The organism is Sinorhizobium sp. B11 (genome assembly GCA_039725955.1).
Taxonomy (GTDB): domain Bacteria; phylum Pseudomonadota; class Alphaproteobacteria; order Rhizobiales; family Rhizobiaceae; genus Rhizobium.
Genome location: CP091034.1, coordinates 3,759,248 through 3,785,697, shown reverse-complemented (window position 1 = coordinate 3,785,697; position 26,450 = coordinate 3,759,248). Strand labels below are relative to the sequence as shown.

Annotated in this window: 24 protein-coding genes and 1 tRNA gene; 14 read left to right on the top strand and 11 right to left on the bottom strand. The window is 58.4% G+C overall.

Features of this window, described 5'->3' with window-relative positions; translation table 11 throughout:
• Positions 1 to 51: 51 nt before the first annotated feature.
• Positions 52 to 663 (bottom strand): class I SAM-dependent methyltransferase, encoded by a 612-nt coding sequence (locus tag LVY75_28805; GenBank protein XAZ22771.1) that lies wholly within the window; start codon positions 661 to 663, stop codon positions 52 to 54.
• A 320-nt stretch (positions 664 to 983) separates the two neighbouring features.
• Here LVY75_28805 and LVY75_28800 point away from each other — a divergent pair, with 320 nt between their 5' ends.
• The gene (locus LVY75_28800) at positions 984 to 1,829 is read left to right on the top strand and encodes a porin family protein (protein XAZ22770.1); all 846 of its coding nucleotides are present in this window, start codon (positions 984 to 986) and stop codon (positions 1,827 to 1,829) included.
• Between the two features lie 53 nt (positions 1,830 to 1,882).
• Here LVY75_28800 and LVY75_28795 read toward each other — a convergent pair whose 3' ends face one another.
• Positions 1,883 to 2,503 carry a TetR/AcrR family transcriptional regulator gene (locus LVY75_28795; GenBank protein ID XAZ22769.1) on the bottom strand — a complete coding sequence of 207 codons (621 nt, stop codon included), beginning with the start codon at positions 2,501 to 2,503 and terminating at the stop codon, positions 1,883 to 1,885.
• A 92-nt stretch (positions 2,504 to 2,595) separates the two neighbouring features.
• Between LVY75_28795 and LVY75_28790 the strand changes: the two genes are divergently transcribed.
• From LVY75_28790 to serA, 3 genes are all read left to right on the top strand, one after another.
• Positions 2,596 to 3,210: an NAD(P)H-dependent oxidoreductase gene (locus tag LVY75_28790; GenBank protein XAZ22768.1), complete on the top strand. Its 615-nt coding sequence runs from the start codon at positions 2,596 to 2,598 to the stop codon at positions 3,208 to 3,210.
• A gap of 139 nt (positions 3,211 to 3,349) precedes the next feature.
• Positions 3,350 to 4,528, top strand: a complete 1,179-nt coding sequence (locus LVY75_28785) for a phosphoserine transaminase (protein ID XAZ22767.1) — start codon at positions 3,350 to 3,352, stop codon at positions 4,526 to 4,528.
• An 84-nt stretch (positions 4,529 to 4,612) separates the two neighbouring features.
• Positions 4,613 to 6,208, top strand: coding sequence for a phosphoglycerate dehydrogenase (gene serA / locus LVY75_28780; GenBank protein XAZ22766.1), 1,596 nt, complete (start codon positions 4,613 to 4,615; stop codon positions 6,206 to 6,208).
• Positions 6,209 to 6,298: 90 nt separating this feature from the next.
• Here the strand turns inward: serA and LVY75_28775 are convergent, their stop codons facing one another.
• Positions 6,299 to 6,526, bottom strand: a complete 228-nt coding sequence (locus LVY75_28775; protein XAZ22765.1) for a hypothetical protein — start codon at positions 6,524 to 6,526, stop codon at positions 6,299 to 6,301.
• Between the two features lie 262 nt (positions 6,527 to 6,788).
• On the opposite strand from LVY75_28775, the gene LVY75_28770 reads away from it, so the two are divergent.
• A complete protein-coding gene (locus tag LVY75_28770) occupies positions 6,789 to 8,870 on the top strand; it encodes an EAL domain-containing protein (GenBank protein ID XAZ22764.1) in 2,082 nt (693 codons plus the stop codon).
• Here LVY75_28770 and LVY75_28765 read toward each other — a convergent pair.
• Complete coding sequence (locus LVY75_28765; protein ID XAZ22763.1) at positions 8,862 to 9,740, bottom strand: LysR substrate-binding domain-containing protein; 879 nt, start codon at positions 9,738 to 9,740, stop codon at positions 8,862 to 8,864. The genes LVY75_28770 and LVY75_28765 overlap by 9 nt on opposite strands.
• A 107-nt stretch (positions 9,741 to 9,847) precedes the next feature.
• Between LVY75_28765 and LVY75_28760 the strand changes: the two genes are divergently transcribed.
• A complete protein-coding gene (locus tag LVY75_28760) occupies positions 9,848 to 10,972 on the top strand; it encodes a TDT family transporter (GenBank protein XAZ22762.1) in 1,125 nt (374 codons plus the stop codon).
• Positions 10,973 to 11,272: 300 nt separating this feature from the next.
• On the top strand, positions 11,273 to 12,373 hold the full coding sequence (locus tag LVY75_28755; GenBank protein ID XAZ22761.1) for a mechanosensitive ion channel family protein: 1,101 nt from the start codon (positions 11,273 to 11,275) through the stop codon (positions 12,371 to 12,373).
• A 2-nt stretch (positions 12,374 to 12,375) separates the two neighbouring features.
• Here LVY75_28755 and LVY75_28750 read toward each other — a convergent pair whose 3' ends face one another.
• Positions 12,376 to 13,332 (bottom strand): DMT family transporter, encoded by a 957-nt coding sequence (locus LVY75_28750; protein ID XAZ22760.1) that lies wholly within the window; start codon positions 13,330 to 13,332, stop codon positions 12,376 to 12,378.
• 265 nt (positions 13,333 to 13,597) lie between these two features.
• Between LVY75_28750 and mnmA the strand changes: the two genes are divergently transcribed.
• From mnmA to LVY75_28735, 3 genes are all read left to right on the top strand, one after another.
• Positions 13,598 to 14,797, top strand: coding sequence for a tRNA 2-thiouridine(34) synthase MnmA (gene mnmA, locus LVY75_28745; protein ID XAZ22759.1), 1,200 nt, complete (start codon positions 13,598 to 13,600; stop codon positions 14,795 to 14,797).
• A gap of 131 nt (positions 14,798 to 14,928) precedes the next feature.
• Positions 14,929 to 15,005 (top strand) — tRNA-Met (locus LVY75_28740).
• Between the two features lie 91 nt (positions 15,006 to 15,096).
• Positions 15,097 to 15,348, top strand: a complete 252-nt coding sequence (locus LVY75_28735; GenBank protein ID XAZ22758.1) for a hypothetical protein — start codon at positions 15,097 to 15,099, stop codon at positions 15,346 to 15,348.
• 392 nt (positions 15,349 to 15,740) lie between these two features.
• On the opposite strand, the gene LVY75_28730 is transcribed toward LVY75_28735, so the two are convergent.
• Positions 15,741 to 15,995, bottom strand: coding sequence for a recombinase family protein (locus LVY75_28730; GenBank protein XAZ22757.1), 255 nt, complete (start codon positions 15,993 to 15,995; stop codon positions 15,741 to 15,743).
• A 531-nt stretch (positions 15,996 to 16,526) separates the two neighbouring features.
• On the opposite strand from LVY75_28730, the gene LVY75_28725 reads away from it, so the two are divergent.
• Positions 16,527 to 17,585: a hypothetical protein gene (locus LVY75_28725; GenBank protein ID XAZ22756.1), complete on the top strand. Its 1,059-nt coding sequence runs from the start codon at positions 16,527 to 16,529 to the stop codon at positions 17,583 to 17,585.
• Positions 17,586 to 17,748: 163 nt separating this feature from the next.
• On the opposite strand, the gene LVY75_28720 is transcribed toward LVY75_28725, so the two are convergent.
• Positions 17,749 to 19,749 carry an acyltransferase gene (locus tag LVY75_28720; GenBank protein ID XAZ22755.1) on the bottom strand — a complete coding sequence of 667 codons (2,001 nt, stop codon included), beginning with the start codon at positions 19,747 to 19,749 and terminating at the stop codon, positions 17,749 to 17,751.
• Between the two features lie 238 nt (positions 19,750 to 19,987).
• On the opposite strand from LVY75_28720, the gene LVY75_28715 reads away from it, so the two are divergent.
• Positions 19,988 to 20,239 carry a hypothetical protein gene (locus tag LVY75_28715; GenBank protein ID XAZ22754.1) on the top strand — a complete coding sequence of 84 codons (252 nt, stop codon included), beginning with the start codon at positions 19,988 to 19,990 and terminating at the stop codon, positions 20,237 to 20,239.
• A gap of 118 nt (positions 20,240 to 20,357) precedes the next feature.
• On the top strand, positions 20,358 to 20,795 hold the full coding sequence (locus tag LVY75_28710; GenBank protein ID XAZ22753.1) for a universal stress protein: 438 nt from the start codon (positions 20,358 to 20,360) through the stop codon (positions 20,793 to 20,795).
• 4 nt (positions 20,796 to 20,799) lie between these two features.
• Here the strand turns inward: LVY75_28710 and LVY75_28705 are convergent, their stop codons facing one another.
• Positions 20,800 to 20,985, bottom strand: coding sequence for a hypothetical protein (locus LVY75_28705; protein XAZ22752.1), 186 nt, complete (start codon positions 20,983 to 20,985; stop codon positions 20,800 to 20,802).
• A gap of 105 nt (positions 20,986 to 21,090) precedes the next feature.
• Positions 21,091 to 21,993 carry a LysR family transcriptional regulator gene (locus LVY75_28700; protein ID XAZ22751.1) on the bottom strand — a complete coding sequence of 301 codons (903 nt, stop codon included), beginning with the start codon at positions 21,991 to 21,993 and terminating at the stop codon, positions 21,091 to 21,093.
• A gap of 158 nt (positions 21,994 to 22,151) precedes the next feature.
• Between LVY75_28700 and LVY75_28695 the strand changes: the two genes are divergently transcribed.
• Positions 22,152 to 22,544, top strand: a complete 393-nt coding sequence (locus LVY75_28695; protein ID XAZ22750.1) for a hypothetical protein — start codon at positions 22,152 to 22,154, stop codon at positions 22,542 to 22,544.
• A gap of 76 nt (positions 22,545 to 22,620) precedes the next feature.
• Here the strand turns inward: LVY75_28695 and LVY75_28690 are convergent, their stop codons facing one another.
• Both LVY75_28690 and LVY75_28685 read right to left on the bottom strand, forming a co-directional pair.
• The gene (locus LVY75_28690; protein ID XAZ22749.1) at positions 22,621 to 25,008 is read right to left on the bottom strand and encodes a phosphoketolase family protein; all 2,388 of its coding nucleotides are present in this window, start codon (positions 25,006 to 25,008) and stop codon (positions 22,621 to 22,623) included.
• A gap of 68 nt (positions 25,009 to 25,076) precedes the next feature.
• Positions 25,077 to 26,255 carry an acetate/propionate family kinase gene (locus LVY75_28685; protein ID XAZ22748.1) on the bottom strand — a complete coding sequence of 393 codons (1,179 nt, stop codon included), beginning with the start codon at positions 26,253 to 26,255 and terminating at the stop codon, positions 25,077 to 25,079.
• Positions 26,256 to 26,450: the final 195 nt, after the last annotated feature.

Genomic DNA, 26,450 nt, shown 5'->3' with positions numbered 1-26,450 from the left:
GCCGGCCTCGTTGCCGGCTTTTTTGTTGCCGCCGGTCTATTTGCAGCGGTTCTATTGCTGTTGAGCCAGCCAGACCGTGTGGTTGCCGCAGGTCGGGTCTTCAGCCTTATGGGCGACAATCTCAAAGCCGTGTTCCGCAAGCAGGGTCCGATATTCGTCCGGGCTGAGGCTGCTGTGATAGAGGGGCTCGCCGACGAAGACGCCCATCGCTTCGCCATGCGCGGGACCACTGGTGAACATCAGCGCCGTCCCCGGTTTCGAATGCGAGCGAAAGAGCGCGAACATGCGCCGCTGGTCTTCGAAAGTCAGGTGGAAGAAGCTGTCCCAGGCGATGAGCCCATCGAAATTTCTGCCAAGCGAAAGATGGCGCATGTCCGCAACCTGCCAGTCGGCGTTTGGAAAGCGCGCCCTGCACATGTCGATCAGGCTCGGTGACGAATCGATGCCGGTCACGGCATAGCCGTTTTCGATGAAATGCCGCGCGAGGGGTTCGCCGGAACCGCATCCGATATCGACGATCGACCCGCCTTGCGGAATCAGTGCTGTGAAGCGATCAAGCCAGTTCCGTTCAAAAAGAGTTTTGCCGCGGCTGCTATCCCAGAGCTTGGCGTGTCGCTCATAGAGGTCGGGAATGATGTCGGCGGCTTGCCTGTTGTTCTGCATTTGCTGGCTGATCCTGCGGGAAAATCTTCGATCTGTCTTAGTGGGTTCAATGCCGGAAGAACATGGGTGATGCGTTTGGCTGGTCTTTGCGCATCTGCCGTTCGTGAATATGAGGTCGCGGGGGTTTTAGTTCAGAATCCTTCCGATCCAGGAAGTCGAAACAGGCAGATGGCCGACATTTACTTTTCGAGACGCGTTCTGCGCCGAATATTCACATTACTTCTTATGGTTAAGCAGCTTTTAACGTTTCCGATTCATTATCCATAAAAAGCATATCCGTTTTGGCGGCCTGCGCCGACGCAACCGACTGGAGTGAATCCATGAAACGAACCTTGTCCGGTATCTTCGCCGCGCTGTTGATCGCGTCGAATGCCTATTCTGCCGATCTTGCTCCGGTCGAACCCGTCCCGGAACAGCCGCCGGAAGTCGCGGTAACCGAATCGACCGGCTGGTATCTGCGCGGTGATATCGGTTATGCCTTTACCGATCTTCGTGGTGCGACGTTCTTCCAGGGAAGCAATGCTCTGGAAGCGGATTTCGATGACGCCGACCTCGACGATGCCTGGATGATCGGTGGTGGTGTCGGTTATCAGATCAACAACTATCTGCGCACTGATTTGACCTTTGACTACCTCACAAAGTCGGACTTCCGCGGTTCGACGGTTGGTGGCGGCGCTGCTTTCGGTGCCTGCGTGGTTGCATGTACGTCTACAGATGTATCGTCGATGACGGCCTATACACTGCTCGCCAACGCTTACGTCGATCTCGGCACCTACGCCTACTTCACGCCCTATGTCGGCGCCGGTATCGGTGGTTCCTACGTCAAGTGGAAGGATCTTCATAATGTCGCCTGCGCCGATGACGGCAGCGGTTGCGATGACGAAGTCGATCATGGCGGTCGTGGCGGCTGGCGCTTCAGCTACGCCCTCATGGCCGGAGCGTCGATCGACGTGACCTGCAACGTCAAGGCCGATGTCGGTTACCGCTATCTGCATATCAATGGCGGCAACATGTTCGGTTATAACGAAAACGGCGGCCCGGGCCGCGACCGTGGCGTCAACGTCCACGAAGCCCGCGTCGGTGCCCGTTACCTCTTCGGCGGCTGCGCCCAGCCGGTCGCCTATGAGCCGCCGGCAATTCCGCTGCAGCAGCCAGTCTACAAGTAAGGCCAATATTTCAAGAATTATCGAAAGCCGTCCGCAAGGGCGGCTTTTTCGTTTCAGCTGACGTTTCTGGCCACCATTGCCAGAATGATTTCGAAAAGTTCGCTTTCAGCCTGTCTGGCAGTGATCTCGCCGGTTGCCGCAGCATAGGAGAGAGTTTCGGCAGCGCCCAGCATTGCCCAAAGGCTGGCCGCGGCGATCGTCCCTGCGCCGACGAAAGGAGCAAGTACGGATCTGCACTGGTTCATGAAAACCACCTGGCACTCGTGCTTGACCTTTTCCAGCTCCGGTGAACTTGCCAGAGCGGCAATGACGTCGGGAATTTCACGCCCCTGCGTGAGAACGCAATCAATATACGAAGCCGCCATGACCTTGGCCTTGTCGCTCAGCGCCGGCCCGCTTTCGCGCAACGCAGTATCCATCAGCGCCGTCTGCCGATCATCGAATTCACGGTAGAGTTCCGCAAGCAGTCGCGGCCGGGTGCCGAAATGATCATAGACGACAGGCTTGGCGACGCCGGCTTGCTCGGCCAGTCGTCCCAGCGTCAGCGCCTCTGTGCCTTCTTCCCTGATCAATCGCCACGAGACATCCATGAGTTGGCGATGACGGTCTTCTCTCGAAAGCCGGCGACGCGGGCGGGGAAGGGCGTGGTCGGGGTCGTTGTCGGCGCTTGACATTGTAACCTACGAAAAGTAACTTACTAAAGGTAGCTTACGAAAAGTATATAAGCGATCCGCGTTGCCCGCAATCGCAATCAGGAGCTTTCGAGATGCATGCACTGATCGTTCTCGCCTATCCCGATTCCGACTCTCTCAGTCATGCCATTGCCGCAGGGATAGCCGAAGGCATAACGATGTTCGATGCCGGTAACTCCTTCGAAACTGCGGACCTGACGGAAGAGGCTTTCGATCCGAGATTCAACGAAGCCGATATCGCGGCTCATCGCCGGAAAGCCGAGGCACCTGCCGATGTCGCCGTCGAGCAGGCAAGGATCGATCGCGCCGATGCGCTTGTGTTGGTCTACCCTGTCTATTGGTGGTCCATGCCTGCCTTGATGAAGGGATGGATCGATCGTGTTTTTGCCAATGGCTGGGCCTACGACGACATATCCGGCAAGGTTGTGAAAAAGCTTGGACATCTCCCCGTCCATCTCGTTGGTATCGGCGGTGCGGATGCGCGCACCTATGTGCGGCACGGCTATTTCAGCGCCATCAGGACGCAGATCGATCATGGAATTTTCGACTATTGCGGAGCTCCTGTGATGACTTCGGAACTGCTTCTCGATTCGGATGCAGGCACTGGTGCCGTGCATATTGAGATGGCGCGCCGCATTGGCAGCAATGTCTTCAACGCAGCCGGTCGCGCGGCGAGCGGCGCAGCATAACCGGAAATGTGATCGCTGCTGCGGCAAAATAGCCTCCAGAAACGACATCACTCGCTTGACTATGACGGGCTTCGCCCATAAACACGGCGGCGGGACACTCCTCCCCAACGAGGAGCCATCTATCTGGAAGGGTAGCAATATGGCAAATACCGCAAAGCCGGACGTGCGTCCGCAAAATACTCATTTTTCTTCTGGCCCCTGCGCGAAACGTCCTGGTTGGACGCTCGAAGCTCTTTCCGATGCGGCCCTTGGCCGTTCGCACCGTGCGAAAGTCGGCAAGGTCAAGCTGAAGCAGGCCATCGATCTCACCCGCGAAATTCTGGAAGTGCCCGCGGATTACCGCATCGGCATCGTTCCGGCTTCTGACACCGGCGCCGTCGAAATGGCGCTCTGGTCGCTGCTCGGCGAGCGCGGCGCCGACATGGTCGCCTGGGAGAGCTTCGGTGCCGGCTGGGTTACCGATGTCGTCAAGCAGCTGAAGCTGAAGGACGTTCGCAAGATCGAAGCCGGTTACGGCGAACTTCCCGACCTTTCTACCGTCGATTTCGACCGTGACGTGGTCTTCACCTGGAACGGAACGACCTCTGGCGTGCGCGTTCCGAACGCCGATTTCATTCCCGCCAGCCGTAAGGGTCTGACGATCTGCGATGCGACCTCGGCCGCCTTCGCGCAGAACCTCGATTTTGCAAAGCTCGATGTCGTCACCTTCTCTTGGCAGAAGGTTCTGGGCGGTGAGGGTGCGCATGGCATTCTCATCCTGTCGCCGCGTGCCGTCGAACGGCTGGTCTCCTACCAGCCGGCATGGCCGCTGCCGAAGATCTTCCGCCTGACGTCCGGTGGTAAGCTCATTGAGGGTATTTTCCAGGGCGAAACGATCAACACGCCCTCGATGCTTTGCGTCGAGGATTATATCGATGCGCTTCTCTGGGCCAAGCAGCTCGGTGGTCTCAAGGCCTTGATCGGCCGCGCCGATGCGAATGCGAAGACGATCGCAGATTTCGTCGCTGCCAACGACTGGATCGCCAACTTGGCCGTCAAGCCGGAAATCGAATCCAACACCTCGATCTGCCTGAAGATCGTCGACAAGGACGTTGCCGCTCTGGATGCCGATGGCCAGGCGAATTTTGCCAAGGGCCTCGTCGCTCTCCTCGAGAAGGAAGGCGTCGCTTATGACATCGGCGCTTACCGCGATGCTCCGTCCGGCCTGCGCATCTGGGCTGGTGCCACGATCGAGACTGCCGACATGCAGAAGCTGATGCCCTGGCTTTCCTGGGCTTTTGCGACGCAGAAGGCTTCGCTTTCCCAGGCTGTTGCCTGATGTGATCGCATCCGGCTCCGCCTGATGGCGGAGCCCCGCATTCCCAATTCAAGTTTATCGCTGAACTCTTTGAAGGAGGCCCAAATGGCACCTCGCGTTCTCGTATCCGACGAACTGTCGGAAACCGCCGTCCAGATCTTTCGTGATCGCGGCGTCGAAGTCGATTTCCAGCCGCAGCTCGGCAAGGACAAGGACAAGCTGTTCGAAGTCATCGGCAATTATGATGGCCTGGCCATCCGTTCCGCCACCAAGGTGACCGAGAAGATCATCGAAGCCGCCAAGAACCTCAAGGTCGTTGGCCGCGCCGGTATCGGTGTCGACAACGTCGATATCCCGGCTGCATCGCGCCGCGGTATCATCGTCATGAACACCCCGTTCGGCAACTCGATCACGACTGCCGAACACGCAATCGCCCTGATGTTTGCGGTTGCGCGCCAACTTCCGGCTGCCGACACCTCGACGCAGGCCGGCAAATGGGAAAAGTCGAAGTTCATGGGTGTCGAGATCACCGGCAAGACGCTTGGCGTCATCGGTGCAGGCAATATCGGCTCCATCGTCTGCGCTCGTGCCATCGGCTTGAAGATGCACGTCATCGCCTATGACCCGTTCCTCTCCAAGGAGCGCGCCGAGGAAATGGGCGTCACCAAGGTCGAGCTAGACGAGTTGCTCGCCCAGGCTGATTTCATCACGCTGCACGTGCCGATGACGGACAAGACGCGCGGCATCCTGAACAAGGAAGCGCTCGCCAAGACCAAGCCCGGTGTTCGGATCATCAACTGCGCGCGCGGCGGTCTCGTCGATGAGGCGGCTCTTGCCGATGCGATCAAGTCCGGCCATGTTGCCGGTGCTGCTTTCGACGTGTTCGAAGTCGAGCCCGCCAAGGAAAGCCCGCTCTTCGGCCTGCCGAACGTCGTCTGCACGCCGCATCTCGGCGCATCGACCACGGAAGCGCAGGAGAACGTCGCTCTGCAGGTGGCCGAGCAGATGGCCGATTACCTCGTCAGGGGTGCGGTTTCGAACGCCATCAACATGCCGTCGATCACCGCCGAAGAGGCGCCGATCCTGAAGCCGTTCATCAGGCTCGCTGATGTTCTCGGCGCCTTCGTCGGCCAGGTCACGGAAGAGCCGATCAAGGAAATCGAGATCCTTTACGACGGCGTCACGGCCAACATGAACACCCGCGCGCTGACCTCCGCGGTCCTCGCCGGCCTGATCCGCTCGCAAGTGGCCGACGTCAACATGGTTTCGGCGCCAGTCATGATCAAGGAAAAGGGCATCATCCTCTCCGAGGTCAAGCGCGACAAGTCGGGTGTCTTCGACGGCTATATCAAGCTGACGGTGACGACGGAATCCATGACGCGTTCGATCGCCGGCACGGTCTTCTCCGACGGCAAGCCACGCTTCATCCAGATCAAGGGCATCAACCTCGACGCCGATGTCGGCAGCCACATGATCTACATCACCAATACCGACGTTCCCGGCATGATCGGCTTCATCGGCACGACGCTTGGTGCTGCCGGCGTCAACATCGCCAACTTCCAGCTCGGCCGCGACAAGCAGGGCGGCGACGCTATTGCTCTGCTCTATGTCGACGGCGCGGTTGACGACCTCGTGCTGGGCCAGTTGACCGCCAATTCGGCGATCCGCCAGGCAAAGCTGTTGGCCTTCAACGTCGACTGAGTTTTCCTCCCAAGGAAAGACATGAAAAACCGGCCCGGTCTCCGTGCCGGTTTTTTATTTGGTCCAGCGCGTGTCGTTGAAGACCTGCGGTCAGTGGCGGGTGATCTTTACGTCGTGATGCAGGAAGGTATCTCTGGTCGCGTCGAAAACCCTGAAGAACTCGTCCCAGGAAATATTCTCGACAGTGCTTTCCGGCCTGCCGAAATCAACACCGACCAAGCCACTTTTCATCCGGGCGGGATGGCCGCCGCGGGCTTCGATCCATTCCCGGATTTTATCGTGATCTGTCATTGCGGATGTGCCCATCATCGCCTCCATCCAGATGGGTTGTATTTTCAACCAGAAATAACGCCCTGAAAATGATTTGGTTCCGCCGGACAGTTACGCATGCGTTCGGCCTTTTGGCGCAGCCAATTGTTAGGACTTTCAACCGCGCCGCGAAACGGTGGCTTTTGGAAACTTTCACTGCTTATTTTGCATGCGTGCGCTTAAAGTTTAGGCCTCTTATGATTGTGATTTTATTTAGTTTTCTCGGCTACACCACTTCCGATATTGGTTCTAATTTCGCGTGAATTTCTCGATGGCCTCGTTTCAGACGAATTCCGGGCAGCCCGAAGCTCTTGTTGATGATTTCCGTTCGCTGTTTGCCACGCATCCCTCTCCTATGTGGGTCTACGATCCGGATACGCTGCGCTTCCTGATCGTCAATGATGCGGCGCTCGTGCTCTATGGCTACAGCGTCGAGGACTATGAAGGCATGACCGTGCTTGATATCCGCCCGGCTGCCGAACGGGAGCGGATGCTTAGCGCCATCCATGAGCGTACCGACATGGAGAGGGCCGAGCGCTGGACACATCTGAAGGCCAATGGCGAAGCGATCGAGGTTCTGACATACGGCCGGGAAGTACGGTTCGAAGGAAAGGCTGCAATCCTGGCGATCGTGCAAGATCGTACCGAGGTCAATGCCGCACAGCGCCAGATAACCAGTGCACGCTCGCTGCTGGACAGCATCGTCGACAACCTGCCGGTCGGCGTCTTCGTGAAGGATATGGAAGAGGATGGCCGCTACATCCTGCTGAACGAGGCGTGCGGCGATATCATGGGCTATCGTGCCGGAGACGTGGTTGGACGGGTGGATCGGGATTTCTTCCCCTTTGAGCAGACTGTCGTCTTCCGCGAGCAGGATCACGAGGCGTTCGCCGCCGGTACGACGATCAGCTTCGAGGAGACGATGGAGCGGGCCGATGGCGGCAAGCGAATCCTTCGCACCGTGAAGCGCGCGCTGCCGGCGCCAGAGGGCAAGGAGCCGCGCTATCTGCTCGGCATTTCTCACGATGTGACCGAAGAGCGTGCGGTGGAGGCTAAGCTTGCACATCTTGCCACGCATGACTCGCTGACGCGCCTGCCGAACCGCGCCGCCTTCTCCAAGCATATCCGCAAGCAAACCATTGCCGCTTCCACCGAAAAGCCGGTGGCGCTGCTCTACATCGATGTCGACCATTTCAAGACGATCAATGACAGCAAGGGCCATGCCGCTGGCGATGCTCTGCTGTGCCAGGTGGCGGAGCGTCTGCTGGCGCTGGCCGATGAAGGCGACCTCGTTGCGCGTCTCGGCGGTGACGAATTCGCAGTCGTGCTGCAGCTTGTCGAAGCCGGCCGGGCAGAGCGTTTTGCCGATCTGCTGCTCAAGTCGCTTGCGAAAGCCTTCGATCTCGACGGCGCACGGGAGCATGTCACCTGCAGCATCGGCATTGCGTTGGCACCAGTCGATGCCGGCGAAGCCGACGTGCTGATGCGCCATGCCGACCTCGCGCTTTATGCCGCCAAGGAAAGCGGGCGCTCAACCTACCGCTTCTATGAGCCTGCCATGCGGCTCGAAGCAGAGCGCCGGCATCATCTGACTGGCGAATTGCGCGACGCGCTGGAATACGGACAGTTCGAGCTTTACTACCAGCCCATCGTCCAGCTCGAGGATGACGGCATCGGCGGCTTCGAGGCGCTGATCCGCTGGAGGCATTCGGTGCGTGGCATTGTGGCGCCGATGGAATTCATTCCGCTTGCCGAAGAGACGGGGCTTATCGTTCCGATCGGAGACTGGGTCCTGCGCGAGGCGTGCCGCGTAGCTGTCACATGGCCGGACCATCTGAAGATTGCGGTCAATCTCTCCGTTAGCCAGTTTCGCCACGCAAGTCTGTTCTCGAGCATTGTCGGCGCGCTCGATGAGACCGGACTTCGCCCCGAGCGGCTGGAGATCGAGATCACCGAATCCGTCTTCCTGGCTGATGTGGCACAGAGCCTGCCGCTGCTTCGGGCGCTGAAGGAACTCGGCGTTCGCATCGCGATCGACGATTTCGGCACGGGCTATTCTTCACTCAGCTACTTGCGGGCCTTCCCCTTCGACAAGATCAAGCTCGATCGCAGCTTTGTTTCCGGGATAGAGACCGACCCCGGCAATCTTGCCATCGTGCGGGCCGTCGCCGGTATCGGCTCCGGCTTCAACGCGGTTACACTTGCCGAGGGTATCGAAACCGAGGAACAGCTGAAAAAGCTCAGGGACGAAGGTTTCGGTGAAGTGCAGGGATATCTTCTCGGCAGACCCATGCCCCAGCGTGAAGTCGAGGCGCTGATTTACGGCCGTCAGTTGAAGAAAGCATCAGCCTGAGATCATCGCGTCAAAAGCATCTGCCGCCTTGCTGCGATAGCGCTCCTCGTGCCGCAGCAGGAAGAAGGGGCGGGGCAAAGGCGGGATGTTCACCTCGGTGAGCAACCCGTTTTCCAGCTTCATCGCAACGACGCTGCGCGACATCAGCGTCGCGCCGATGCCGGCTTCGACAATACCGACAAGTGGTTCGTTCTCAGGAAGGACCATTGCCACATCAAGCGCATCGATATCGAGACCGGCCTTCTGCAAAAGGCTTTCGAAGGCAAGGCGGGTGCCCGAGCCCCGTTCGCGCAAGACCCACTGCGCTTGGGGAAAATCGATCGGGCTGCGTGGTCTGCCGTCCGCCCAAGGGTGATCTGGAGCAACGACGACGATCATCTCATCCAGTGCAACCTGCCTTGCGGATATGCCCCGCCGTTCGTTTGGCCACTCGATGAGGCCGAGTTCCACCTCGCCATGTGCAACGGCATCCGACACTTCGGCAGTGTTGCCGATGCGTATTGTCAGCTCGATACCCGGATAGTTTCGCCGGAATGCAGCAAGCCGTGGTGAGAGCCAATAACCGCCGATCGTCTGGCTCGCCATAAGTGACAGCTCGCCATGCATCAGCCCTGAGAGGTCCATAAGTGCTGCTTCCGCTGCTCTGGCGCTGGCGAGGACGGCCTGCGCTTCCTTCAGAAACAATTGGCCGGTCCTGTTCAAGACGATCGAGCGGCCGACGCGGTCAAAAAGTGTCACTCCATGTCTTGTCTCCAAGGCTGTGATCGCCGCGCTGACGGCCGACTGGGTCATATTCAGATGGGCAGCTGCTTTCGTGATGTGCTGTCGCGCTGCCACTTCGGTGAATATTCTCAGTTGTTCCAATGTCATGTTGCCTCCATCGATTATTCGATTTTATCGAATGGAATGACAAAGATAAATCGTTGGAAGCGATTATTTTGCGGCGATATGAAAGCGGTCAACGAAAGGAATTCGCCATGACCGTCCTTCAGTTTTCTCAGTCCGTGCCGACCGTTCATACCCGGGGGCGGATTCTGCGCCACTTCACGCCCAACTGGTTTGCAACGACAATGGGGACCGGCATTCTTGCTGTTTGTCTCGCCCAGTTTCCCGGCGTGCCGGCGCTCCATACGGCAGGCGAGGCGCTTTGGCTTGCAAATATCGCCTTGTTTGCAGTGCTGACCTCTGTTTACGCCGGCAAGTGGCTACTGCATCCCGGTGCTGCGCTCAGGGCCTTCGATCATCCTGTCGTCTCGATGTTCTTTGGCTGCATTCCCATGGGGCTTGCGACCATCGTCAACGGCTTCCTGATCTTCGGGCCATCCCTGTTCGGCGATACTGCTATTACCATCGCTGCGCATCTGTGGTGGGCCGATGCGGCGCTCGCGGTTCTGGCGGGCCTTGCCATTCCGTTGGTCATGTTCACGCGGCAGCAGCATGCAATCGAGCATATGAGCGCCATCTGGCTGTTGCCGATCGTTGCCTCCGAGGTCGCCGCTGCAAGCGGCGGATTATTGGTGCCGCATCTTGCCGAGGGCGCGCAGCTTCCGGTGCTTTTTGTAAGCTTCATGCTCTGGTCCTGTTCGGTGCCTTTGGCGCTCGGCATTCTCGTCATCCTCTTTCTGCGGATGGCTCTGCACAAACTGCCGCCGGCCAGCATGGCAGCGACGAGCTTTCTGGCCCTAGGCCCCGTTGGCACGGGAGCGCTTGGTCTTGCACTGTTTTCTGCCAATGGCGGGCAGGCTCTTGTCGCCAGCGGCCTTGGTCAGCTAGCTCCGGCGATTTCGGGTGCGGCTTTGCTTGGTGCTCTCCTGCTTTGGGGCTATGGCCTGTGGTGGCTCGGCCTGGCGGTCGCCATCACCATCAACCACCTGCGGCGGGGCTTGACCTTCAACCTCGGCTGGTGGGGTTATACTTTCCCGATCGGCGTCTATGCCGTCGCGACGCTGCGGCTTTCCAGCATCTTCCCATTGCCGGCGCTGACCGTGTTCGGGGAGGTTCTGGTCGTAGCCCTCGCTGCTGTCTGGGTTGTCGTTGTCGTCCGCACGAGCCGCGGCGCCTATAATGGCTCTCTCTTCGTCGATCCGAGCCTGGAGAGCTGATAGCCGGCGCGCTGATGCAACTGCCTCAATCATTCGTTATTTTGAGAATACTGGTCAGCATTGCATACTCTCCACGGGGCTGGAGAAGGAGGATGCAGATGAAACGCTACACGTTCTCGATGATCGGTTTGGCGATCGTGACGGCCATCATCGCCAATCCGGGCATCGCACTTGCCTGCAACAAATTGATCGGCACATGAGCCGATAGCACCCACCTCTTACCTGAAGGCGCAGCTTCGGCTGCGTCTTTTTTGATGGCGTTCCCTTTCCCATGCTGCATCGCACCCTAACTGCGAGCGCATGACGGAATTCCTGGACGATATTCGCGCCGAAGGCATCTGGCTGCCGGACTGGCTTGCAAGCGCCATCATCTTTGCAGTGGTCATATCGGTCACGCTCTTTGCGCATCGCCTCCTCTTCCGGCTGCTGACACGGGTGATCGAGGGCAAGGACCTACTATGGCGCTCGCTCGTCTCGCGCCTGAAACGGGTCGTGCGGCTTGCCATGCTGGTGGCAGCACTTTCCTTCGGCGCGACAATTGCGCCGCTGACGGATCTGCAGTCGGCGACCGTGCGCCATATCCTCTTGATCTTCTTCATCGTGCTCGTCGCCTGGATGGCGAAGATCGTCAAGCATATCTGGATGACGGTCTACCTCCGCCGCTTCAAGCTCGATGCCGAGGACAATCTTCTGGCGCGCAAGCATGTGACGCAGACGCGCATCATGGAGCGTATTGCCGATCTCCTCATCGTCGTGGTGGCAATATCGGCCTGCATGATGACCTTCGATGCCGTTCGGCAATATGGCGTCAGTCTGCTCGCGTCTGCCGGCGTGGCCGGTATCGTCATCGGCCTTGCGCTGCAGCCAGTGCTGAAAAACCTGTTTGCCGGCATCCAGCTTGCCATCACCCAGCCAATCCGCATCGACGACGCACTTTTGGTCGAAGGAGAATGGGGCAAGGTGGAAGAGATCACCTCCACTTACGTCGTCGTGCAATTGTGGGACTGGCGACGATTGATCCTGCCGCTCAGCTATTTCATCGAGAACCCGTTCCAGAACTGGACGCGCGAAAGCTCGGCGCTGATCGGCACCGTCATGATCTATCTGGATTACAGCGTGCCGCTGGAAGTGATCCGCAGGAAGGTCGAGGAGATCGCGAAGGGCTCGCCGCTATGGGATCGCCGCGTCGTCAACATTGCTGTGACGGATTTCCGCGAAGCGGTGATGGAAATCCGCATTCTCGTCTCGGCATCGAATTCCGGCCGCACCTTCGATCTGCGCTGCGAAGTGCGTGAGAAGCTGATCGATTTCATCCAGCGCGAATATCCGGCGGCCTTGCCGCGCATGCGCGCTGTCATGAACGAACCGGCGGTGCGAGGTCGGCGAGAAGCGGCGGAATAGATCTACCGCTTCGGCGCTCCCGCATCGCCTTCTACCGGTGTCGTGGCGATCGGTGACTGTGCATCGCCCGAAGCGACGGCGGCTGGCAGCGGCACACGGCGCTTGCGTTCGCGGATCAGTGTCAGCAGACCGGAGCAGATGATAAGCACGATGCCGAAAGCCATCGGCAGATCGACGCTGTCATTGAAGAAAAGATAGCCGAAGGCAATCGCCCAGATCATCTGGCTATATTGCGGCGTCGCCACCAGGGTTGCCGGAGCAAGCCTTGCTGCTGTCATCAGCATGACGTTGCCGGCGGCCCCCAGCAGGCCGTAGCTTGCGAGAAACAGCCATTGCTGCGGGCTTGGTGCCACCACCTCAGAAAGCATGAGCAAGCCGCTGACGACAAGGGTGCCCAGCAGCGACGCGCCAAACAGCGAGAGGCGTTTTTCAGCCGGACCGAGCTTGCGCAGGATAACGATGGCGATGGCAGCGCTGATCGCGCCGATCGTCGCCGCCAGATGGCCAATCGACAGCTCGCGGAAACCGGGCCTCAGAACCACGAGCACACCCAGAAAACCGACGATGACGGCCGCCCAACGCTGCCAGCGCACATCCTCTTTCAGGAAGATGACCGAGAGAATGGTGACGAAGGAGGGAAGCAGGAAGAGCAGGCAGAAGGCCTCGGCCATCGGCAGCTTGGTGAAGGTGATGATAGAGGCGATCGCGCCGATCGCGCCCGCGGCAAAGCGCACCATCCAGAGCGGCCGGTTCGTCGTCCTGAAAATGTCCAGCCATGAATCGCTCGGTCCCTTGATGAAAGGCAGCGCGGCAATGCTGAGGATCGCGCCTGTGAAGGCGACCTGGAAGGAAGGAACTGTACCGTGCAGGGCCTTGATGGATGCATCGCTGAAGGCAAAGACGGCATAGGCCGCGAATGCGACTAGGACGCCACGAAGCGTGGTGGAGGCGGCTGTCATTTATCCGAATCTTAAAGAGGTGGGTCGTTTCATCTACGGGATGAAATGCGGTCTATCAAAGGTTGATTGCGAATAGCTGCAATGCATGACCCGCGCATGACGCCATCGGAAGCGCCGGAAAAGCCGGGTCTTGCGTCGGAGCCCAATAGTTTCTATATCCGTCGCCCATGCAGGCTGGCGGCCGATCCCGCCGGAAATACAGGAAATCCGCCACATTCCGACGTGAGAAAGGCGGATCGAAACAGCACAGAATTTGGCAGCACCCGTGAACACACTGGATTTTGACAAGAAGCCGGAAGACACCCGTGTCGTCGTCGCCATGTCTGGCGGCGTTGACAGTTCCGTCGTGGCCGGGCTTCTCAAACGCCAGGGATATGATGTTCTGGGTATTACGCTGCAGCTATACGACCATGGCGCTGCGGTCCACCGCGCCGGCTCCTGCTGCGCGGGCCAGGATATCGACGATGCCCGCCGTGTCTGCGAAACGCTCGGTATTCCGCATTACGTGCTCGACTATGAGAAGCGGTTCCGCGAAACGGTCATCAATCCCTTTGCGGAAAGCTATGTTGCAGGCGAGACGCCGATCCCCTGCGTTGCCTGTAACCAGACCGTCAAGTTCGCCGACCTCCTGGCGACTGCCAAGGAGCTTGGCGCCGACGCGCTGGCGACCGGCCATTATATCCGCTCGCGTCCAAATCCGTCGTCCTGCAATCCCGGCCGCCGCGCACTCTACCGACCGGCCGATGCCGATCGCGACCAGAGCTATTTCCTCTTCGCGACGACACAGGAACAGATCGACTATCTGCGTTTTCCCCTTGGTGGGCTGCCGAAGGCAGAGACCCGCCGGCTGGCCGAAGATATGGGGCTCGTCGTCGCCAAGAAGGCCGACAGCCAGGACATCTGTTTCGTGCCGCAGGGCAAATATTCCGACATCATCACCAAGCTGAAGCCGAATTCGGCTTTGGCCGGCGATATCGTCCATCTCGACGGCCGCATCCTCGGCCAGCACGAGGGCATCCTGCATTACACGATCGGCCAGCGGCGCGGCATCGGCATTGCTACCGGCGAGCCGCTCTATGTCGTCTATCTCGACGCCCGCTCGCGCCGCGTCATTGTCGGCCCGAAGGAGGCGCTCGAGACGCACCGCGTCTATCTGCGCGATGTCAACTGGCTGGGCGACGAGACGCTTCAGGTTGCAACGTCAGGCGAAGGCTTTGCCTGCTATGCCAAGGTTCGCTCGACCCGCGCCCCGGCGCCGGCTGTGCTGCACATGGATGCGAGCGGCACCTATGTCGACCTGACGGTCGGCGAAGCGGGTATTGCGCCGGGCCAGGCCTGTGCGCTCTATTCGGCTCCCGGCGACGACGCCCGCGTCTTCGGCGGCGGCTTTATCGAACGTTCCGAGCGCGAGCCCGATGCAGAGGCCTCGCTGAAGGCGCTTTTGAGCCAGCCGGCGGCCGCGTAAAATTCCCGGGGAAAGGCGATGCGGCGGCACGGCCTTTTTCTCCATCATATGCTTGACACAAAGCTGCTACGCTCTTAATAAGCCGCTCATCCGACGGGCTGAGCGCTTCGCGAAAGGCTCGTTTGAATAATGGCTGGGTAGCTCAGTTGGTGAGAGCGCAGGATTCATAACCCTGAGGTCGGCGGTTCAATTCCGCCCCCCGCTACCATCTTTATCAACGACAAAAAACAGTCGATGCGCACGGGTTGCGTAACCGGTATAATGGTGCCTCACGGCATATCGTTGCCCGGGGATCCACCATGAAATACGCTTGTGTCGCAATTCTTCTCCTCGCCGCCGGCTGTAGTACGACGACGGAGGATCAGCCTATTCCCGGTAGTCTGACCTATGGCGGCAAGGTTATTCACTCGCCTTACAAGCCGGGCACCGTGATCAAACATACTTTCCTCGGCGACTTCGGCCTTCGGCAATTCGAGCGTTATGTCGTTCAGCCAGACGGCACGCTCAAGCTTGCTTCCCGTATTGAAAGCGAGGACTTCCTCTGGAATTGAGTGAGGTGCTTTAGAAATCCGTCGTCTCAGTCCGGCGTTGACCTGCGTCAAGGCGCGGGATTACGATTGTGGTTGAATTCCTGCCTTATTTGAATTCAGCCATCAGAACGGATCTCCCATGTACAATCGCATATTGCTGCCCACCGACGGCTCGGCGCGTCGATTGTCTCGATTTTCGAATCGTCATTGATGCTAGGCACCGCTTTTTTTGTCGAAGGATCTTTGACCATATGGACGCGGTTTCAAACTATCTGACCCGCATAGATCGGATTCCGCAGCATACTGTTCCCGCGCATGCTATTTCCGTTGAACGTCGAGCCTTACCATTGTTTTCTTCAAGGTGTGGGCACGCCCTCATTGTTCAGTGCCCTCGCGACAAGCCGCAACGTCGGTCATTCCGCGCTTGACCTTGTACCCTCCTCGCGTTGCATCTGCCCAGCGATGTCATACATGCCTGTCTGAACGGTATCCATCCGGCCGCCACTGACGCATTGCATGTCGATACTGCGGAACTTCAAAACCTTGTGGACGTGGGCAAGGTCGGCAATGTCACGTGATACGCGGTCGGCGGATCCGGCAACGAGGATATTGAATTCGCCGCGCTCGGCCGCCATCATCGGATCCGCCACGCCGGGGCGACCGAACATTGGCGCGGCGGACTTTTACGAGAAGTACTTGATGACCTTAGCCCCCAGTCGGCCGGCGAAGCCCTAGCATAGGCTCCTAGCTGGTGACTAGATAGAAATCCGAATCCCGGTCGAACTCAACGACTGGGCAGGCTGGGTATATATTGATGGGTCAATCCACCAACGGTCCACATCGGCAACACCGAGACCGTCATGGGCGGTCGCTGTACGACGGGCAAACTTTCGACGGGCGCAACCGCTCGCTCATCAGCGGTTCGAAACTCTGGCTTCCTAGGGGGCGGACGATGACCAACATTTGCCTCGACAATCTCATTGTCCTTCGTCACCTTTACGACATAGGCAGCACCGGAGTTGCCAAGATCGAGGCGCCAATCATTTGCAAGATTTCGAGCCCGCGGGCGGCACGGAATATGGTGGCCTAACCCCGCCGCCCCATCATTAATAGGTGGATGAGACCATTAAAGCTTAGGGGTGAGTGAATTGGCAACTATGGATAGAATGGGGTACGTCCAATACTTAGAGGTACAAATCATGCGTTCATTTGCCAGGAAAATCCTTTATCTTTGTCTTTTCCTCGTGTTCGGCATCTGTCTTTTCATGGGCTGGCTGGCTGCCGGCTCGCCGGGAATACCTGCTCCGAGCCTCAAGCGAATAGCTGTTGCCGAGTGGCAGCCGAGAGACTCTGCTGGAGAGTTTGTATTTCAGGACAAGCTTTGGATTCTGGGGGGCTGGAAAACTAATCCTACAGAGTTGTTGCGGGATGTCTGGAATTCGGCGGATGGCGTCAAATGGAACATGGTTCAAGAGAAACTGCCATTCCACTACACAGACCTTCCCATGACCATCCCGTTCAAAAACAAGATCTGGGTAATGGGCGGAACGACACTTTCTGATCCTGCCAATTTGACAACCAATGCAGTTTGGAACTCAGATGATGGCGTTATATGGAACAAGGCGAATCCTGCAGCGGCCTGGTCGCCGCGTACAGGAACTCCTATCGTTGAATTTAATGGTCGCCTTTGGATATTCGGCGGTCTCGAGATCATTGATGGCAAGCAGACGTTCAAGAATGATGTGTGGAGCTCTGTCGATGGAGTGAACTGGGAAAAAGTGACTGAACATGCCCAGTGGACGCCGCGCGCGTTCCATGGGGCGATAGTTTACAACGGGAGACTTTGGGTCCTGGGTGGAGGATCTTACACGCCAGATTATATTGCTCTTAATGACGTTTGGAATTCTGTGGACGGTGTAAACTGGGTCAAGGTGTCCAATGCTCCATGGCACGGTCGCATCTGGTTCTCCGCCATCACCTACCAGAACCGAATGTGGGTGATTGGCGGATGGAGCAAAGAAACGCTAAATCGAAATGGCATCTGGTACTCAGACGATGGTGAGAGGTGGACTCGCCTGGCCTTATCCAAGACGTGGCGCGCGCGACATGAGCAGTCGACCTATGTTTTTCATGGAAAGGTATATTTTGCGGGAGGGCACGCCGACCCGCTTACCGGTGATGTGTGGGAGTTGGAGGTTCCTTCAGTCTGGTTGAAGGTAAACCGCATTGCCGATCTTGTTTTGCCGTACCGCCATTGAGCGATGTACTCGGCACCTACGAACAATGGATATTTACAAGCCGATCGTCAGCCAGTTATAGCCGTCGGACCGGGTGACAAGATGCCTTCGGCCTTTTCCAAGGCAGTGGGGCATTCGCGAAGGTCCCGGTCTCCGGCGCATTCACTCACCAGTCGCCTTACCGTCAGGTTTTTGGGCGATCGATAAGGATCTTGAGCAGTTTTCGCCCCACAAATTGGCCCGCGCCAGTCGTTAGGTGACCATAGTCCCACGTCAGGAGATCGGACGGATTGTCAGACCATGAAGTGGCGCAACTGTTGTCTCTGCAGAATATGTCGATCAAGGAGAGATAGGGGATATTCCTCGCCTCGGCGAGCGCCTGCAGACTGCGCTCGGCAGCCGCCGAATCGGCCCGCGGAAGGTCATTGATGCGGTTTGGTATCCCGCGCGATTTGTTAGACAGCCATTGATTGAAGATGAGGTCTGGAAGTTGCCCGCTGTATTCCGGGAACGGCCCTACAATGGCGACGGATATTCCTGCATTTTGAAGCGCGTCCAGGTAGAACTTGAGGCCGTCACCGACTGCCCCAGTGGCATAGTCCGCAGAATAGAACGACCAGCGAGCGAAGAGGACAACGATGTCAGGCTTGTTTCTGATAATCGCCGAGAGTGCATCGTCTGTGAACTTCGAACATGCCCCGAAATTATTGATCGGCGGGCAAGAGTCGGCCGCGAATATGGCAACCGATGCTTTCCCTTCTGCTGCTAGCGACAGCCCGGGGAAAAGCCGGCCGGCGTGCGAGTCGCCCCAGACGGCTATTTTCGGTGAACTAGACCCAGAAGCGAAGTCGCATTCCGGGTGATATCGTTGATCTGGCATATAGAGCGGCTTGTAAAGCCAGCATGTGCCGATCCTTGCATTCGACCGGAAGTCGTAATGGCCATAAGCAAGAATATCGCGCATCTTTTGGGGATAGGTGAGCGATTGAAAATCGAAATGGCTCGCAGCCGCTCCGAAGCCACCTAGAGCGACCAGAGCAATGAACAGGGGAACGACAACCTTTTCCAGTGGGATTTGCCGCAATGGATGTTCAACTAGGGTGTACGTGACTGTCGCCAGCACGCCGGAAACCCCGACAAGCGCGAGCGTCCAGTTGTTCGAAAAAGGGGCGTCTCCCCTCGCAAGTACCAATATTGGCCAGTGCCAAAGGTAAAGGGGATAGCTGATAAGCCCGATGGCTACCATCGGTCGGCACGCCAAGAATCTCTGGGCGATATCGCTATTCGGTCCAGAGGTGATAAGGAGGCCAGCACCTGCTACGGCTGCAACCATATATATAGGCGAAGAGATGGAATGACTCGCAAACACCATTGCGGCCGCAATGAGGATGACGCCGAATCCGCTCGCGAGTGTGTTCGCGTTCCTCGTCCTGAAACCAATTGGAAAGCAGGAAATAAGGCCGCCTACGGCCAATTCCCATGCCCGACTCAATGGGGAATAGAATGCCGCAGCCGGGAGGGTAAAAGAGAGATAGATGTTGTAAGCCAACGAAAGAGCGACAACTGCCGCGAGGCCATGGGCGAGACGTATCGGGGTCCGCTTCACCAGCAAGATTAAGACTGGCCACAGGATATAGAACTGCTCTTCGACCCCGAGCGACCAAAGATGAAGGAGCGGTTTCGTCAGAGATTCGGCGTCGAAATATCCGGACTCGTTCCAAAGCAGCAAGTTCGGGATGAACAGAGCGGCGCCCATTATGTGCCACCCGAGTCGATGCATTGGCGTTGGCGGCAGTATGAAAAAACCAACGAGCAACGTAGCTGTCAGGACGAGGATGAGGGTCGGATAAATCCGGCGGATGCGTCGTTGATAGAAGCTTAATAGCGAGAACGTCCCCTGGTCGATGCCGCCGGAGATAATCCCGGTGATCAGAAACCCCGAGATCACGAAGAAGACATCAACGCCCAAGAACCCGCCATGCAGAGCGTGTGGGAAAGAGTGGAAGATAAGGACCGCAACGACTGCAATCGCTCGCAGTCCGTCTATGTCGGCGCGGTAGGTGTGTCTCGCGGCCGTGTTGTTCTGCATCAGCATGGCGGGTGGCTTCTTCCTCAGTTCGTTGCCTTTTTGAATAGCTGCGACTGCATGCCTTGACAATCTGAACGCGTTGATTCTGAGCGGCATTCTTTTTCATCGGAGATATCACCAGTAGACCGATCGCATTTCTAAGATTTGGTGTCAGCCTCGCTGTTTGAGGCACGCTCTCGCGAGATGAAGTCGCACGGATGGAGCGGCTGTTGGACGCGTCATGGCAAGAACGGACCTCCGCTACCAATTATCCCCGAAACCAAAACTATCAGTGCGCGTTCGTCACGCAGGCGGTATAATTTTGGCGCAAACGCTTCGTAGCCGGGGATCCACCATGAAATACGCTATTGTCGCAATGCTTCTCCTCGCCGCCGGCTGTAGTACGACGACGGAGGATCAGCCTATTCCCGGTAGTCTGACTTATGGCGGCAAGGTTATTCATTCGCCCTACAAGCCCGGCACCGTGATCAAACATACTTTCCTCGGCGACTTCGGCCTTCGGCAATTCGAGCGTTATGTCGTTCAGCCAGACGGCACGCTCAAGCTTGCTTCCCGTATTGAAAGCGAGGACTTCCTCTGGAATTGAGTGAGGTGCTTTCGAAATCCGTCGTCTCAGTCCGGCGTTGACCTGCGTCAAGGCGCGCGATTACGATTGTGGTTGAATTCCTGCCTTATTTGAATTCAGCCATCAGAACGGATCTCCCATGTACAATCGCATATTGCTGCCCACCGACGGCTCGGAACTTTCCGCCCGGGGTGTCGATCATGGTCTTGCGCTTGCCAAGGCGCTCAACCTTCCCGTGACGGTCATCAGCGTCATCGTGCCGCTGACCGGTTTTGCGCTGCAGGGGATCGTGCAAGCGGAAGCGATGGACAGCTATAACGAGGGCCGCCGGAAAGAAATCGAGGACCTGGAAAAGATCATCGGCGAAAAGGCCAGGAATGCCGGCGTCATCGCCGACTTTGTCAGCAAGGTGCACCTGTCGCCAGCCGCCGCAATCCTGGAAACGGCGGCAGAGCAGGGCTGCGGCCTGATCGTCATTTCTTCGCATGGCCGTCGGGGGATCTCGCGGCTCATGCTCGGCAGCCAGACATCCGAGGTGCTGTCCGAGGCCGGTATTCCGGTTCTGGTCGTAAAGTAGCGATTCAGTTTTCCGTCAGCGCGGGATGGGGTGCTGAGCGCTCGGCGATGTAATCGGCCTTCTTTGCGGATGATCCGCTGTTTTCGCGGCGCTCGTCGGCTTCTTCGCGGCTGCCAGCCTCCGGCGCCATATAGAAGGCAAGCATTTCCTCCAGGCGGGAGGCGGTGAGGTTGGCGGCGAAACCCTTCATGGCTTTCCTCGGCGGTGTTTCCGGTCGGGGGAATTTCATAGCTTAGGTCGCGGCAGGTGCGGAATATGGGGCAGAAGGTTGTCACCAACTTTCGAGCTCGCGCATCTAACGGCTGATAACTTCGAGGCAGAATTCGATAAAAGCGTTGACCTTGGCCGGCACGTGATGCCGGGATGGATGGACGGCATAAAGCGGGAAAGTCTCGCCCGGCCAGTCCGGATAGAGTTCGGCAAGGCGTCCCTCTGCAAGCAGATCCTTGACGCTGAGGGCGAGAACCTGGGCGATGCCGGCGCCCGCGAGGCAGGCATCAAGCATGGTGCCGGCATCACTCATCAGAAGCGGACCACGGGCGTCGAGCGGCACGATCTTCTTGCCCCTATGCAGTTCCCAGCCGAAGGTTCGGCCCGTCAGCGGATCGCGAAACTGAATGCAGAGGTGACCGGCGATTTCGGCAGGTGTCTTCGGTGTGCCGTGTTCAGCGAGATAGGCAGGAGTTGCGACCGTCAATACACGGGTTTCCATCAGCTTGCGGGCGATGCGCGAGGAACTCGGCTGCTGGCCGAAGCGAATGGCGATATCGATACCGTCGGCGACAAGATCGCTCATCAGGTCGCGGGTTATCAATTCGAGTTCCAGCGCCGGATAGCGGGTCATAAACTGCTTCAGGTGTGGCGCCAGCACCATGCGGGAAAAGATTGGATCGACATCGACACGCAGGCGCCCGCGGACGGTCGACAAGGCGCCGGAGGCACGTGTGGCGGCATCTTCGATGCCATCCAGATGCGGAGCGACCTGTTCGTAGAAGCGTGCGCCTTCATCCGTCAGTCTCACCGAGCGGGTGGTGCGGTCGAGCAGGCGCACACCGACACGTGCCTCCAGCCTCGATATCGCGCGGCTGACGCCGGAGGCCGAAAGGCCGAGCGCGTCCGCCGCCTTGACGAAGCTGCCGCTTTCGACCACCGCGGCAAGCGTGCTGACACCGGAAAGAAGGCGGCCGTCGAATGCCATGGATCACTCCTGATTTGATGTCATGGATGATGTTGGGCAAGTGCCGGCGGGTCAAGAAAACAAATGTCTATCGCGGGCCGCTCAGATCGAGAAAACCGGCTCGATGGAACAACTTCCCGCCGTTTTGGTTTCTACGTTACAGATTGGAGGATCAAGAGATGACCCAATATGGAGACGAAAAGAACAGAATTGTGGATGAGAACACCGGCATGCCACTCGGGCAGGCCTCCTATGAAGAGGAAAAAACGCTTGCCGACGAGCGGCGTAGCGTCTCGCTCTGGGGCGTGCTCGCCGCCGGCATTCTGGTCATTCTGATTGCTGCGGCAAGTTTTGCCATCTGGCCAGGTTCGACCAATGAACCGGCTTCGACCGCATCGACGACCCAGGACCCGATCAACGCACAGCCCTCGGGCCAGGGAACGTTCGACAATAATCCGGCAACCGGCTCCATCAAGCCGCCGGAAGCCACAGACCGCGATCCGACACCTGACGGCAGCGGCGGTGGTCCGACGGGCGTGACGACGCCGAGCGGTACGCAGAACGGACAGTAAATTGTGATCTTGCTCCACGGCTGGGGAAGGGCTGCGCGGTTTCCGCGCGGCCCTCTTCATGTCCGCTGACCTCGTCTCAGGTTGCGGGCCATTTCCAGTTGCGCACGTCGGGCATGTCCTCACCATATTCCCGGACATAGGCATGATGCTCGACGAGCTTGGCTCGCAGGCTCTCCAGCGCTTCTGGCACTTTCTCCTTCAGGCCCGGCACACGTTCGATCGCCTCGATGGCAAGGTGGAAGCGGTCAAGTTCGTTGAGCACCGTCATGTCGAATGGCGTGGTGGTCGTGCCTTCCTCGATGAAACCGCGCACATGGATATTGCGATGGTTGGTGCGCTTATAGGTCAGCCGATGGATGAGATAGGGATAGCCGTGATAGGCGAAGATCACCGGCCTGTCCGACGTAAAGATCGCGTCGAAGGCTTCGTCCGTCAGGCCGTGTGGATGCTGATCCTTTGATTGCAGAGCGAGCAGGTCTACGACGTTGACGGTGCGGATCTTAAGCTCCGGAATATGCTGGTGTAGCAGATCGACGGCGGCGAGCGTCTCCATGGTCGGGACGTCGCCGGCGCAGGCCATGATGACGTCGGGCGCCACCGTATCGTCTTCATGACTTGCCCAATCCCAGATGCCGATGCCGGTCTCGCAGTGTTTTACCGCCTCGTCCATCGTCAGCCATTGTGGCTCCGGCTGCTTGCCAGCGACGATGACGTTGATGCGGTCATAGGTTTTCAGGCAATGGTCGCCGACCCAGAGCAGGGTGTTGGCATCCGGCGGCAGGTAGATACGGACGATGTCGGCCTTCTTGTTGGCGACGAGGTCGACGAAGCCGGGGTCCTGATGCGAAAAGCCGTTGTGATCCTGCCTCCAGACATGGGAGGTCAGCAGATAGTTCAGCGAGGAAATCGGCTTTCTCCACTCCAGTTCGCGGGTGACCTTCAGCCATTTGGCGTGCTGGTTGAACATGGAATCTATGATGTGGATGAAGGCCTCGTAGCAGGAGAACAGGCCGTGCCGGCCGGTCAGCAGGTAGCCCTCCAGCCATCCCTGGCAAAGATGCTCGCTCAGCACTTCCATGACACGGCCGTCCCTGGAGAGGCTGACGTCATAAGGTTCGATTTCTTCCATCCATACACGATCGGTGACTTCGAAGACGCTGCCGAGGCGGTTCGATTCCGTTTCGTCAGGGCCGAAGATGCGGAAATTCGCATTGGCTTCGTTGAGTTTCAGCGTGTCACGCAGGTAGTGTCCGAGGATTTCGGTGGATTGCACCATGCTATCACCGCGCTTTTCCACTTTTACTTCATAGGCGCGGATATCGGGAGCATTCAGCTCCTTGCGCAGAATACCGCCATTGGCGTGCGGGTTGGCGCCCATGCGACGCTGGCCTGACGGGGCGAGTGCCCGCAATTCCGGCTTCAGTCTACCGGAAGTATCGAAGAGGTCTTCCGGATGATAGCTGCGCATCCAGTCTTCGAGGATTTTCCGGTGCCCGTCGTCGTCGCGGCAATTGGAGACCGGCACCTGATGGGCGCGCCAGAAACCTTCGACTTTCTTACCGTCCACCTCTTTCGGTCCGGTCCAGCCCTTGGGGCTGCGCAGTACGATCATTGGCCAGCGCGGGCAGGCCTGTGGCGCCTTACCGTCACGGGCTTGTTTCCGAATGGCGCGGATACGATCGAAGACTTTCTCGAAGGTTGCCGCCATCTGCTGATGCATCTTTGCAGGCTCATGGCCTTCGACGAAGAAGGGCTCATAGCCATAGCCCTCGAACAAATGTGCCAGGTCATCGTCACTCGCACGGCCGAGGATGGTCGGGTTGGCAATCTTGTAGCCGTTCAGGTGCAGGATCGGCAGAACAGCGCCGTCGCGGGCAGGATTCAGGAATTTGTTGGAGTGCCAGCTTGCTGCAAGCGGGCCGGTTTCGGCCTCACCGTCACCGATAACGCAGGCGACGACCAGATCGGGATTATCGAAGGCGGCGCCATACGCGTGAACGAGTGCATAACCGAGTTCGCCGCCCTCATGAATGGAGCCCGGCGTTTCCGGTGCTGCGTGGCTCGGGATGCCGCCGGGGAAGGAGAACTGACGGAAGAGCTTGCGCATGCCATCCTCGGTCTCGGCGATATGGGGATAGATCTCGCTGTAGATGCCTTCGAGATAGGTATTGGCGACCATGCCCGGTCCGCCGTGACCGGGGCCGCACATATAGATGATGTCGAGATCGCGGGCGCAGATAACGCGGTTCAGATGTGCATAGATGAAATTGAGACCTGGCGTCGTACCCCAGTGGCCGAGCAGGCGGGGCTTGATATGTTCTGGTTCCAGGGGCTGGCGCAGGAGAGGATTGGAGAGGAGATAGATCTGCCCGACCGAGAGATAATTGGCTGCGCGCCAGTAGCGGTCGATGAGAGCGAGTTCGGCGTCGGACAGAACTGCTGGAGTCGAGACATGCTTTTCCATGGATTCTCCCATTTAAACTTGTTCAACGTCAATTCTAGCTGCTAGCGCCCGCGTGCCTTTGATCTGGATCAGCCGGAGCGAACTATTGCGAGCGCCTCCTGTGCGATGATCTGTTCCTCGTCCGTGGCAATGACATGCGCCGTTATGCGGCTTGCGGGTGTCGTGATTGTGAAGCCGTTGGCGCTGTTTGCCTTGTCATCAACCGTAACGCCGAGCCAGGCGAGACGCTGGAGGACGGCGGCGCGAATCTGGGGCTGGTGCTCGCCGATGCCAGCGGTAAAGACGATGGCGTCGAGCCCGCCGAGCGTCACAGACATGCGGCCGATTTCGCCGGCGATGCGCAACGTGAAAAGGTCGAGCGCCTCTCGGGCCTCTGGACGGCCGTCCTCGAGAAGATCGCGCGTATCGGCATTGATGCCGGAGACGCCGAGCAGACCGGCGCGATGATAGAGCATATCTTCCACCTGATCGGCAGACAGCTTCTTCTGCTGCAGGAGATGCAGGATCACGCCGGGGTCGAGCCAGCCGGGCCGTGTCGCCATCGGAATGCCGTCGAGCGTCGAAAAGCCCATGCTGCAGTCGCGGCTGACACCTTTTTCCAATGCGCAGAGGCTTGCACCGCTGCCGAGATGGGCGGCGGCGATCCTCGGCTTGGTCGACAACCTGCGGCTCACTTCACCGGCAATGAACTTGTAGGAGAGACCGTGAAAACCGTAGCGCTTGATGCCTTCCTCATGAAGTGCACGAGGGATGGCGAAGCGGCGGACGAGATCGGCCTGAGTGGCGTGAAAAGCGGTATCGAAGGAGGCCGTCTGGGCAAGATGCGGCCTCAAGTGCCTGAGCGCGCGAATGAAGCGTAGCGCCTGCGGCTGGTGAAGGGGAGCGAGCGGGATCAGTGCGTCGATCGCGTCGATTGCGGCATCGTCGAGCGATATCGCTTCGGTAAAGCGGTCGCCGCCATGGACGACGCGGTGGCCTGCCGCACGGACAGCGGCGATATCGAAGTGGTCCGCCAACAGCTCGAACGTCTCGTCGATGACGGAATGCAGATCGTCGGTCAGCGCGGCTTTCAGGGGCATGTCGAAAGTCTTCGGGCCTTCGGTCAGGCTGAAGGCCAGCGGCGCGGCGCGAAAATCGATTACGCCCTTGCCGATCCGCCGCACCCTCGCATCCTCGATGGCGAAAATGCCGATCTTCACCGTCGAGGAGCCGGCATTGAATGTCAGGAGAAGATCGGTTGATGGCATGTTGCTTGATGCTCCCCGGCAAGCGTGACGTTGAGCGAACTTAGCGTCATTGCGCCGAGTGGGAAGCCTCTTGCCTTCCGGGCAGGCGATTTTCGGTTGTCGATTTCGGGCCAGACCAGGACCAAGCGCGGATCGCCGCGTCATGAGAGTTTCACGCTACGGATTTATTAACAAATGGCAAATTTGCAAATGGAA